This is a genomic window from Ignavibacteriales bacterium (genome assembly GCA_026390775.1).
Classification (GTDB): domain Bacteria; phylum Bacteroidota; class Ignavibacteria; order Ignavibacteriales; family Melioribacteraceae; genus Fen-1258.
This window is the reverse complement of record JAPLFF010000003.1, coordinates 1-12,074: the sequence shown is the minus strand read 5'-3', so window position 1 is coordinate 12,074 and position 12,074 is coordinate 1. Positions and strand designations below refer to the sequence as shown.

The following is a 12,074-nucleotide window of genomic DNA, read 5'->3' as shown; positions in this document are numbered from 1 at the left end:
AAAAAATAATTATAATTTGCGAAGGAAGAAACAAGCCATATCACCATCATTATTCTGATTAAGTTGTTCAGCTTTCTTTCTATAGTCTTTAATCTGTTTTTTTGAAAAAATTGATTCCTTTGACTTAAGCCATAAAGATCTATTGTCATGAAGAGAAATATCATTTTGAAATTGTTCGCTTCCCCAGAACTGAAAATCCCAAGATTCATAAATTACATTATCCAAAGAGAACCCGGTTAGAGCAGCTAATTCTCTAATTCCGGTTACTGTTGGAATTGACAAGTGACGGGGTGCATCTAACTGAACCCAATTAACACCATATGTTCTCCAGGCATAGCCACCAACAACCGGAATGCGAATTAATACATACTTATTGGGGTTTAATAATGTAGCGGCTTTTAATAAATCTTTTATGGGATCAGCAACATGTTCTAAAGAGTGATTAAACATGATAAGATCATATTTCTCGTTAACATCTTGTATACTTCCCTTAATAAGATTTAATCCTTTAAATAGACTTTTACCGCTGGAAATAAATGGATCAATTCCGGATAAATTAGAAAATCCATATTGGTGCATCAGAAATAATAACTCACCTTCACCACTGCCAACATCAAGAATTGCATCAGTAAGTTTAACACCAGTAACTTTTAAAAATTTTCCAATCTGTGGGGCCCACCATAATTTATTAATAATTTTTCCTAATAAACCTTTACTACTGTAAGAATTTTCAAATCTCTTCAGTTTAAGCCAACGCTTCAATCCGTTTTCATGCTTTAATTCAAAAGATAAATAGTTAGCGGGATAATACTTTGCCAAGTTAGAAGGAATTTCTACGATTTGTATACTACTACAATTTGCGCATTCTACATACTCAAATTCATCTTTTAACCCAAACATCATTTCACGCAATTTAAAATAATTCATAACAGTTTCGCTATTACAGTATTTACAGATGTAGATATAAGAAATACTCATATTTTCTGCAGCTTATCTATTAATAATTCGATTAGACTCATCGATGATAATCTTTGTATTAATTCTACCATTATAGATTGTCTGTGCCTTTTTATAACCGTTCTCACTAATACGTAAACGTAAAGCAGAGTTTTCTAGAATCATTTTTATTTTCTCTTTCAATTCTTTAGACGATGCTGGATCATAAAGTAACCCATTGGTACCATCTTCAATATATTCGATTGAATGAATACTTTTAGCGGCGATAACAGGTTTCATTTTTGCCCAAGCCTCAATAACTGGTCTGGAAAAGTGAGATAGAATAGAACTTGATACTACGATATCTGCAATCGCAATCAGATGATTCGCATTTTTTACTGGAGGTAATATTATAATATGGTCCTTAAGATTATTTAATTCAATAAACTTTTGACATCTTTTCCAGTATTTAAGATTTGAAGGATACTTATGAAAATTACCAGCTATAACTAAGAATATTAATGGTAATTCATTTTTTAATAAACTTATTGCTTCGATCAACTCATAAGTCCCCTTTACCTTTTCAATTCCTCCTAACATTAAGATTATTTTTTTTGACTCCGGAATACCAATGTTTTTTTTTATTTCGCTCACAGGATAATCTATTTTGAAATTTTCATCATTCAAAAATTCTGGGACGATAATTATTTTATTTCTCTTATTCATTGATTTAACAACAATCTGATTTGCTTCTTGTGGTGTTATTGCAAATATTTTTTCATTACACTTTAGTAATACTGACGAAAGCCATTTCTTTCTTAATCCAAATGTGCCTTTAAGAAATTGGCTCCTTATATGAGTGAAAGATGGTATTTTCTGAAGTTTTGCTGCAATGGCAAATTGTAATAAAACATATTCATTAATGTAAACTAAATCTGGTTTAGCTTTTCTTATTACTGAGTAAGCTATTAATGTTCCCTTTATTAACCTAAAAAGCATTTGTAGGAAGAAGTAACATCCTTTAACAGTAATAAAAGAATATTGATTTGTAAAATGAAGATTTAAGTAAAGATTTGTTGAAAAAGAATAAAGTTTTACGTTTTTCTTTTCATATTCTAATATGAGACTCTTGCTTTTGTTAGTTACTAATCCTATCTTATAATTATTCTCTATGAAAGAATCGATTAAATAATTCATAGAGACAGTCGGGCCAGAATAACCTGGATCATTGTCAACAAATAAAATCGTCGGTTTCATCTATCAATTTATCCTTCATTTTCATTCCAATTTTTTAATTGTTGGTACTTATTTTCTATTCTCCATGAATGCCTATGATCTAAGTATTTTTTACAGTACCGAATTGCTAAATCAATCTTTTGTTTTTTCTCATAAATAATAATTGATATCAAATAAATAAATTCTTGGGAGAATACATGTTTTCTTTTTATCGTTGAACTTTTTATTCTAATAAATATTCTACTGAGCCACATTGGCATAAAAATAATAGTTCTGAACATTCTTATGAGTTCAATTAATTCCTCATCCTTCATTCGATCCACATACTTTTGCATGTATTTGAAAGTAATTTGTTTCCGCTCTAAATCAATCCTCTGGATGTTTTGAAATGATTTGTTGTCATTCTCTGGCGACTTATAAAAATTCCCTAAAACTTGTGAAATGTGTTTCATCTTATATTTTGCTGAGATTTTCAGTTCAAACTCATGATCGCCACAGACCTCCAATTCCTCATCAAACCAAAAATTATCTTGATGATGAAGAGAAGATCTCCACATGGGTTGGGAAAAAACGATACACCTTTCTAATTGGACTAAATAATCAAATTCTGGCATTCTTACAATTTTTGATTTTTTAGATAACAAATATTTCTCGTTTTGAATGGTTGTTATGTATTGATCAGCATAAACAAGAGCAACACCACAATCGGATTCCAACTCGTATGCTAAAATTGCGAGAGCATCACACCTCAACCTATCATCCGTATTTGCATTTGTGATATATTTACCGGTTGCAATTTTAATTCCTCGATTCCATGCTTTATATATGGTTTCTCTTTCTTCGGTCTTGATATATTTAATATTAGCGTGCTTCCCTAAATATTCCTTAATAATAGTATCTTCATCTTGCTGTGAACCACTATTAACAATAATAATTTCCAGCCTATCCGCAATTGTTTGGTTTAATAAGTCTTCTATTTTACCGCTGATAAATTTTACGGAATTATATGTTGAAACTATCGCTGAAACTAGTGGTTTATTATTCAAGGTTTGTTCCTAAAATATTCTATAGCGTGATATTCATCTTACTTTTTATACTGATGCATAATAGGGGTAATAAACTGAATTAAGATCTCCTTCAGATCTGAATAGAAAATAAATATCGAAACAATACTGATAGAAGGAAATAAATATATATCGGAAATCCAATTATAATAAAAAACAATTGTTGAGAAACACATAAGAATTATTAACAATAGTAATTTATAAAGCTTACTCTTTTTATAAATAACTGATAAAGGAATATCCCATACTCTATGAATGTATATGATCATGGAAATATTGGCGACACTAACAGAAAAAAAGTAACCAATCAAACCTAAGACATTATGAAAAAGACTAAAACCAATAATTACAGAAATTAGGTTGAAGAACTGAATTATTACTAAAATACGCACCCTTCCTCTTCCTAACAAAAAATTATATATGGAGTATCCAAAATTATTGACTGATTCTGGTAGAGCTAAAATCATAAATATTAATAGCGCTTCCTTAATATTAAAAACAATGTGAATTATTAATATTACCGGGAACAAAAAAATGCCAAAGGATAAACCAGAATAGATTACACCAATTTTTGAATATTTGATTATTTCATTTTTTAAAAATGAAATAATCTCTTGCGGAGTTTTTAAGGAGCTTGCTTTGGGTAAAATAATTTTAAATGTATTAAAAAATAATCCTGAGATAGCAACTGCAAAACGTTTAGCAATTTCATACGCCGGTACGGACCCAATGTTATAGAAATTGCTAATCATATACTTTATAATGGGATCAATTAAAGTATTAAATGTATTCATCAATTGTATTGAAAAACTAAATCTAAATACTTTTTTAGCTTCTCTTAGGTCAAAATCGACAACTTTGATTTTAATAAATCCAATTTTATTATTAAAATAGAAGATGTAAGAGATAAGTATAATAACAGATGTAATGAGATATACATACGCAAGCCAAACGATTCCCAACCGGAATACGTAAATAAATATAACTCCACTTAAAATGAGTAAATACTGACCAATTGAAATCACGCTAGTGATTGCAAAATTATTCAATCCCTCTAAGATGGATTTGAAAAATATTGATAAATACTGGCAGAGAAAGGATATACCTAGAATAAAAAAAACATATTGGAATACTTTTAGATAATTTAAAGATACTATAGATGCATTGTTAAAATAAAAGAAGTATGCTATTGTAATACAAAAAGTAAATAGTATAAAGCCAAAGGAAAGAAATACATAGAAAATTGATGACAATATTTTATTTAGCACTTCTTTTTGTTCTTTATATTGTGCTACATATTTTACTATTGCTGTTCCAAAACCAAAATCTATTGTAGTACTAAAACCCCATATAGATGCCAATACTATCCAACTACCAAAAATATTTTGACCATAATTTAAGATGTTAAGCTTAAGAGTAATCAATGATGATACTAAAGTTATTATAAATTGTATCGCAAGTGATGTAGAGTTTTTTCTGTCGGAAGGCATAGTTATTAATTCTTCTCTAATCTTTTTTTATTGTTTACTAGAAAGCCTAAAAGCACACCTAACCAGACAATATATGGGCCGTATAACCAGGATTCTGTCATCATCATTGAAAATATTATATACACTAAGGACCAGATTATCATTAACGTAATAATAAAATCGTCCCTTTCTATAAGTAATTTTAAAGATTGTACTAATAATTTAATCAACGCAATAATAAAAAATAGGAAAGCCATAAATCCAACAATGCCGGTTTCAGTGAGTACCTGTAAGTATGTTATATGCGGGGTTCTCCCCTCAACATAAAGATCGTAAAATCCTTTTGGGATAACATAATATAATTGAGATGTGTGTTTAAATGAATATGGTCCAATTCCTATAACTGGATGTTCTAGAAATGCATAAAGTGCTGTATGCCAAATCATAGCTCTGGATACGAAAGAATTTAAACCAACACTTTCAGGATCACCTGTCAAGGAAACAACTCTCTTATTTACATCTAATCTATCTCCTACATCAACCCCTGTGCTGCTGCTAGATACAATTAATAACACAATAACAGCCAAAGTTAAAAAGATTAAAATAGATCGTTTCATGTAAGCTTTTTTTGCGTTGAAAAAAAGGAATAAAATGAGAGTCCCGATTGTGAACACGGCCGAAAACCAGGCATTTCTTGTTTGAGTGAGTATTAAACCTAATGTGATAATAATAAAGATAGCTGAAAAAATAGCTTTTTTTAGACCCTTCATGTATAATGCTAGAATAAAAGTTATTACACTGCCAAGTCCTGCATAATCAATATAATAGACCCCTAAAATTCCCAAAACTCTTTTGCCTGTAGTTACCCCCAAATAGATGACAAAAAGACTATGTAAAAATATAGCAGTAATAAAAATGAAAAAGACAAACATCATTTTTTTCTTTGAAGGAAATCCAAGAATTGTTACGAAAAAAACTATAATTAAGGAAATTAAATTAGATAAATCCCGCAAACTTAAAAGAGGAGCTGGTGTATTTACAAAAGAAGGTAGAGTCGAAACAAAATAAAGTAAAAGTGGAAACCATAATTGGTTATTAACTTCTTTGATTAGATTGCCTTTGAAATTTATCAAGGCACTTATCAATAAAAATATCGAAAAAACAACTGCGGGATGGACTCTCAAAATGTACACATATGGAACAAAAGCTAGTGCCAAAAAAATATAATATGTCAGATTGAAACTAAATAATAAAGCGGAACAAATAATTACACCCAATAAAAGAAAAAATAATTCTAGTGGTAGCCCAAAGTAAAAAGAAAGTACAAGTACAATACTGAATCCTATACCAATGGAGAATAACTGAATATTATTCTTTACAGAATATTGGTTATCGTTAAAGTCTGTAATGATTTTCAATTTAGCAGCGCTTTTAGATCTTTTTCGTTCGGAATGAAAATAAATTATTCCTTACAAATTTAACTTTCGGATCATCGGAATTTCCCGCGACTTCGCGTAGAATAACTACAAAAATCATTATGAACATTATGATTGCAGTAATAACTATTGTAATAGTAAAACGTTTGGGATAAGCTTTTTTCTCGGGTGCTTTAGCATGATCTATGATTTGGAGAAAAGGAATATTTTTTTGTTCCTCAAAACGAGCTTGTTCATAAAGAGGAATTATGAATTCCAGCATTGCCTGATTGATCTTAACATCTCTGTAACGGCGTAAGTAGTTCATCGCTTTTGAGGGAAGATTTTTAATAGCAAGAAATAGATTGTTACCATCCGTACCAGCTTTGATTTTGTTCAGCTTATTCTCATACTCGGTAACTGAGATCTTTGAATTATATGCTTGCGGAGAATCTTGACCATAAAGTTTTTGTACAATCGAAAGTTCTGTCTGTTTTGCAGCTAAGTCAGCTTCCAGCTTGGTGTACGCCTCAATTGAAGCCTTAGTCTGGTCTTCTGCCATCAAGATTCCTGTCGCCTGTTGAAATCTGGTTAGAGAATCTTCAGAATTCTTCAAGTTGTCTTTGATTTCACTATACCGATTAGCAAGAAATTCTTTGTTCTCTTTCGATTTTCTAACATCCATTTCTATTATTGTACTGTTAAGTTGATCTACAAGAAAGTTAGACATCTCTTCTGCTTTCTTGGGTGAACTGGCACGGACAGTAATCTCATACGCGTTTTCTTTTGTTTCCTCTGCAAAGACGTGACTTCTTGCCTCATTGATAGTCTCATCCATTGTATGGTAACCATATTCTTTGTACAACCCGAATTTCTCGATCAATTTTTCCATTGATGTGCGACTATAAATAATTGTCTTGTAGATATCTGTACTGGTAGATTTTTTTAATCCTGGAATGCTAACAGGAAGATTTGAAAAACTTTTTAAGAGAGAGGTGATACCACCCATCTGATCTTGTTCGGAGGGAACAATAACCGCTGTGGCATCATACTGAGGCGGAATTAAAAAGTAGACCCCAAGATATGATAAAACGGCTACCACTACGGCAAGTGAAATTAAGAACTTCTTCCACTTGATAATTATTATTAGATAGTCAAAAAAACTTAATCCTATATTCTCAGCCATTTCTAAATTCTCTCAAATTTATTTACCAAATTGAATTAACAGTAAAATTATTGTTGCTATACTGCCGACTATACCCGCTACAGTTCCAATGTTTTTCATGTAATATTCAAAAGGCTTAGGAACATCTTTCGGTACATAAATAAAATCTCCAGCGTCAATTGGGATTTTTTCAGATGCGTCAAACCAAGCATATGAATTTCCCTTAATTATTTTAATATCATCTTGAGCATTTTTTCCAACACCGCCAGCTTTTGTCAAATAATAATTATGATCTTTTTCTTTCTTAAAAGAAACGTACCCTGGATTAGTTACTTGTCCAAATACATAGACTAATTCTTCTCTCTTTGGAATTACAATTATATCACCATCAGATACTAAGCTATTACCTTCATCGGATCCTTGCATAAGAACTTTGGTAAAATCAATTGTTCTATTATTCTGCAAAACACGTAGCATATTATCGATTATAATAGTTAATGAATCTTCCGAGTATAAATCATTCATTCTAAGTATTTTCATTTGTTCTAAAAATGGATCGTTGAAATATCTTTCACTCATTAATAAATTTAAGCGCTCCCCTTTAACATAGCTCTCCTTTATCAACTTCATTCTAAGCATCTGGGTTTTACTTGTACCTTTTAACTGTTCTGCTTTTTCCAACCACGCATCATTTGTAAACCCGCCTGCTTTTACTATTACATCTCGTAAATTGGTGTTGTCTTTTGTAATTGCTATTTCACCCGGTTTATTAACTTCACCAAGAACTAAAACTTTAAAATCCATTTTGTTGTTTTCGACAAAAAGAATTCGAACTCTATCACCTCTTTGCAATACAAAATCATCAGACAATTTCACATTAATTATTTCTTCTTTTGTTCCTTTTTCTGTTAGGCGGGAAATTTCAGCTTCACTTACATTATCATAAGCTTTGTTAATTCCCTGTGCAAAAAGAATTGCATCGCTGATCTTATCACCTTCAACAAATTGAAATTTAATAGGTTTATTTACAGCACCTGTTACATCCACAAAATTTCTCTCTTCATCATACGCCGGAAAAACTATTACATCATCATTTTTCAAATTGGGATTGAATTTAAAATCTCCGGTTAGCCTAAATTTTTCTAGATCAAGTTTTATCATTTCACCGGAGAATCTTTTAAGAAGGATATCGCGCTTGGCATAGTTTTCAAATTCATCCTTAATTTTTGCCATCTGTTTTTCATCTTTTGCGCCGGTTAAAACTTGAGATTTAGCTTCTGTAAATATCCTTGTGAGAAATTGATCAGCTCGTTCTGTTATAAAAGCAGGAAATGTTCCGTTAATAATGAAAGACCCGCCAACTGTAACACTTATTATGTTTGCTTTAGTAAGATCGCTTTTACTGATAGCTGTTGAGTTCTGATCTTGTGAATAAACAGAGTTCACAATGGATAGTGCGATTAGTAATAAAATAATTTTTTTCATTTGCGTTCGATTATAATTGTAAAAAAAGTGATAATAATAAAGAAAGGTAGAAAGAGGCAGTTGTATATTACTCCATGTTGGTTTTCGAACGTCACAAACTTAACGATTTTTGTATTGAAGTTCATAATATTTTTGATATTCTCCGGAGATAATTCTTTCCCACCAGTTTTTGTTTTGCAAATACCAATCAATTGTCTCGCCGATGGCAATTTCAAAATTAAAACTTGGTGCCCATCCTAATTCATTTTTTATTTTTGATGAATCAATTGCATACCTACGGTCATGTCCGGGTCTGTCTTTTACATACTCAATTAATTCTTCCCCTTTACCGAGTTTCTGTAAAATCAATTTTACAATCTCAATATTTTTCATCTCACGACTTGCACCTATGTTATACACTTCTCCTGTCTTTCCATTTTCAAATACAAGTTCTACTGCTTTGTTATGATCAATAACATAGATCCAATCTCTTACATTTAACCCATCGCCATATACCGGAAGTTTTTTCCCGTTAAGAGAATTAATAATCATCAATGGAATTAATTTTTCCGGAAATTGAAGTGGTCCGTAATTATTTGAACATCTTGTAATAACAACAGGCAAACCATAAGTGTGATGAAATGACAAAACTGCCATATCTGCACTTGCTTTACTTGATGAATATGGACTGTTGGGACTGAGCGGAGTTTTTTCGGTAAATAAACCTGTAGAACCTAAACTACCATAAACTTCATCGGTAGAGATTTGTACAAATTTCTCAACTTGATATCTGCGAGCAGCCTCGAGCAAAACTGTTGTTCCTATTACATTTGTTCGGTAGAAAATTTCCGATCCGAGTATACTCCTATCAACGTGAGATTCTGCAGCGAAATTTATAACAAATTTTAGATTAAACCTCTTAAAAAGATAATCTAATAACTCATTATTTATAATATCTCCTTTAACGAACCTATAATTCTTGTTTTTCTCAACCGTTTTAAGGTTTTCAAGATTACCGGCGTAAGTAAGTTTATCTAAATTGACAATAAAATAATCATCATGTTTAGAAAGAATATAATTGATAAAGTTACTTCCAATGAATCCGGCACCGCCGGTTACAAGTATGTTTTTAGTTGTCATCAATTTAGAATGCAATTAATCCGAAGTAGATTCCGGTTTGAATAAAGAACGAACTGCTACTTAAATCCGATGGAACGTTTCCAATATCTTGTTCATTGTCTGCTTTCCAACTGTTTGCTAAGGATGTAATGTATCCTCCGCCAATTCTGAAAGCAATAAATCTGCTTAGCGGAATATCAACATTAAGTGTTGGAGTAATTGTTAAGAAAGTATTAGTAATTTTTTTATAGATGTTCTGAGAAGAATTATTTGAAACATCACTCCATATTCCATTCCAAGTAAAATTATTTTTATTCTGAAAAATCTCAATGCTTGATGACCCTACGCCGACAATCGCTCCAATCGAAACAGCAATATTTTTTATGAATGGTAAAGTGTACTCTGCCGTAAAGCCGCCAAGTCCGTAATTATACTTTACTTCTTTATTGAATCCATTGTTAAAACCACTTGAAGTTTGAGTTCCGCTTAAACCAATTCCACCGATTCTTAAATTATCAACAAGCATAATGTAAGCATAACCGCCGCCGCCATAAACCAACATTCCTTTACTGGAAAGATTTTCCAATCCCATATTTTTTATCTGCAAATTAATTGCATCAACATTAGGAAAAACCAATGTTGGAGAAAATCCGCCTGCTGCACCAAATCTTGCAACCCAGCCAACATCTTCACCTTCCTGAGCATTGGTTAATCGAAAAAAAATTAATATCAAAAAAAGGATTAGTAATTTTTTCATAGGATTTATTTGTGTGTCTTTTTGGTGGATAAAATTAGCAATTCCGCTGACAAAAGAAAAATGATAAATCGCTAACTCTTCTTTAATAAATAAAGGCCGCATTGATTTTCATATCTGTTAACCACAACAAGGAGAAAACCAATTACGGCCTTTAATTTTGCCGAATTATTCACTATCGGATTTTAAATATTTTATTATCCTGATAGCTTTTGTTGAAAAGAGCGCTATAAAAAGAAGCATTGCTCCTAATAAAATTAGTCCGTCCATAGTACTCCTTTATTTTATTTTTACCATAAAGGAAAAACTTTAATCCATAATCTTTCTTAAGAATGATGAACTGTCTTCTTCATCTCTATTCTTATTGCTGTAATAATCGTTCTCTTCATAATCATTCTTTTCAGTTTTAAATCCGGTTTCCAATCCGCTTTGATCAAACAAATCCGGACTTGTTTTCTTTACTCTTAGGATAGTAGGAACATTCAGATCATCACTATTTTCTAATTCCATCGAGCCGCGTTTAGTTGGAAAACCGCCCATGCCTACAACTTTTTTCTCTTCGCGTTTTCTTTCTGCTTTTTCTGTTTTCAAATTGCTAATAGGATTTGAGCCTGATTTAGATTCAAATCCAGTTGCGATAACTGTGTAAGAAACATATTCATTCATCTGATCTTTAATTACTGTTCCAAAGATTACATTTGCTTCTTCTCCGGCAGCTTCAAAGATCACATTATTACCAGCTTCTACTTCTGCCATAGTCATATTTGTTGGACCGGTAACGTTTAGAAGAATATTCTTTGCACCTTTAATAGAAATTCCTTCAAGCAGCGGTGATGAAATTGCTTTTTGTGCAGCTTCAACCGATCGATTTTCTCCACTTGCAATTCCGCATCCCATTAATGCTTGTCCGCTGTCTCTCATTACAGTTCTTACATCGGCAAAGTCAACATTAATAATTCCTTTCACTGTAATGATATCCGCAATGCCGCGGGTTGCTTCAAAAAGAATTTCATTTGGTTTGTTGAATGCAGCTTTTGCTGCCGTAGCTGTATCTATAATACTAAGTATTCTGCTGTTAGGTACAACAATCAAACTATCTACCAATTGACGCAGTTCATTAATTCCTTCATCCGCATTTTTCATGCGCAACTTACCTTCCCACGTGAAAGGTTTTGTAACGATACCGATTACAAGAGCACCAAGACTTTTAGCAATAGATGCAACAATCGGAGCTGCCCCTGTACCGGTTCCTCCACCCATTCCGGAAGTAACAAAAACCATATCACTTCCTTCAAGAATGCGGGTGATCTTATCCCGATCTTCTTCAGCCGCTTTTCTTCCTACATTAGGATCTGCGCCTGCCCCAAGTCCGCGTGTTACATTTGTTCCGATTTGAATTTTATGAGTAGCCAAACTCTCTTCGAGAACTTGAGCGTCTGTATTTACAGCAAT

The 12,074-nt window shown here is 32.0% G+C and carries 10 protein-coding genes; all 10 read right to left on the bottom strand.

Annotated features, from left to right (window positions below; genetic code table 11):
• Positions 1 to 9 precede the first annotated feature (9 nt).
• The gene (locus NTZ27_00220; GenBank protein MCX6173167.1) at positions 10 to 927 is read right to left on the bottom strand and encodes a class I SAM-dependent methyltransferase; all 918 of its coding nucleotides are present in this window, start codon (positions 925 to 927) and stop codon (positions 10 to 12) included.
• Positions 928 to 990: 63 nt separating this feature from the next.
• Positions 991 to 2,193 (bottom strand): glycosyltransferase family 4 protein, encoded by a 1,203-nt coding sequence (locus NTZ27_00215; protein MCX6173166.1) that lies wholly within the window; start codon positions 2,191 to 2,193, stop codon positions 991 to 993.
• Between the two features lie 8 nt (positions 2,194 to 2,201).
• Complete coding sequence (locus tag NTZ27_00210; protein ID MCX6173165.1) at positions 2,202 to 3,218, bottom strand: glycosyltransferase; 1,017 nt, start codon at positions 3,216 to 3,218, stop codon at positions 2,202 to 2,204.
• 38 nt (positions 3,219 to 3,256) lie between these two features.
• Positions 3,257 to 4,726, bottom strand: coding sequence for an oligosaccharide flippase family protein (locus NTZ27_00205; GenBank protein MCX6173164.1), 1,470 nt, complete (start codon positions 4,724 to 4,726; stop codon positions 3,257 to 3,259).
• Positions 4,727 to 4,731: 5 nt separating this feature from the next.
• Positions 4,732 to 6,123 (bottom strand): O-antigen ligase family protein, encoded by a 1,392-nt coding sequence (locus NTZ27_00200; protein ID MCX6173163.1) that lies wholly within the window; start codon positions 6,121 to 6,123, stop codon positions 4,732 to 4,734.
• Positions 6,124 to 6,136: 13 nt separating this feature from the next.
• Positions 6,137 to 7,306 (bottom strand): Wzz/FepE/Etk N-terminal domain-containing protein, encoded by a 1,170-nt coding sequence (locus NTZ27_00195; GenBank protein ID MCX6173162.1) that lies wholly within the window; start codon positions 7,304 to 7,306, stop codon positions 6,137 to 6,139.
• 18 nt (positions 7,307 to 7,324) lie between these two features.
• Entirely contained in the window at positions 7,325 to 8,770 is a 1,446-nt protein-coding gene (locus NTZ27_00190) for an SLBB domain-containing protein (protein ID MCX6173161.1), read from the bottom strand.
• 99 nt (positions 8,771 to 8,869) lie between these two features.
• A complete protein-coding gene (gene rfbB / locus NTZ27_00185; GenBank protein MCX6173160.1) occupies positions 8,870 to 9,889 on the bottom strand; it encodes a dTDP-glucose 4,6-dehydratase in 1,020 nt (339 codons plus the stop codon).
• 4 nt (positions 9,890 to 9,893) lie between these two features.
• Positions 9,894 to 10,727 carry a hypothetical protein gene (locus tag NTZ27_00180; GenBank protein MCX6173159.1) on the bottom strand — a complete coding sequence of 278 codons (834 nt, stop codon included), beginning with the start codon at positions 10,725 to 10,727 and terminating at the stop codon, positions 9,894 to 9,896.
• A 204-nt stretch (positions 10,728 to 10,931) separates the two neighbouring features.
• On the bottom strand, positions 10,932 to 12,074 hold a 1,143-nt coding region (ftsZ, locus tag NTZ27_00175; protein ID MCX6173158.1), incomplete at its 5' end, for a cell division protein FtsZ.

What these genes read in the sequence shown, in the direction of transcription:
- NTZ27_00180 (MCX6173159.1), bottom strand. Translation starts at nt 10,727, where the DNA reads ATGCGGCCTTTATTTATTAAAGAAGAGTTAGCGATTTATCATTTTTCT.
- NTZ27_00215 (MCX6173166.1), bottom strand. Translation starts at nt 2,193, where the DNA reads ATGAAACCGACGATTTTATTTGTTGACAATGATCCAGGTTATTCTGGC.
- rfbB (MCX6173160.1), bottom strand. Translation starts at nt 9,889, where the DNA reads ATGACAACTAAAAACATACTTGTAACCGGCGGTGCCGGATTCATTGGA.
- NTZ27_00195 (MCX6173162.1), bottom strand. Translation starts at nt 7,306, where the DNA reads ATGGCTGAGAATATAGGATTAAGTTTTTTTGACTATCTAATAATAATT.
- NTZ27_00205 (MCX6173164.1), bottom strand. Translation starts at nt 4,726, where the DNA reads ATGCCTTCCGACAGAAAAAACTCTACATCACTTGCGATACAATTTATA.
- NTZ27_00220 (MCX6173167.1), bottom strand. Translation starts at nt 927, where the DNA reads ATGAATTATTTTAAATTGCGTGAAATGATGTTTGGGTTAAAAGATGAA.
- NTZ27_00190 (MCX6173161.1), bottom strand. Translation starts at nt 8,770, where the DNA reads ATGAAAAAAATTATTTTATTACTAATCGCACTATCCATTGTGAACTCT.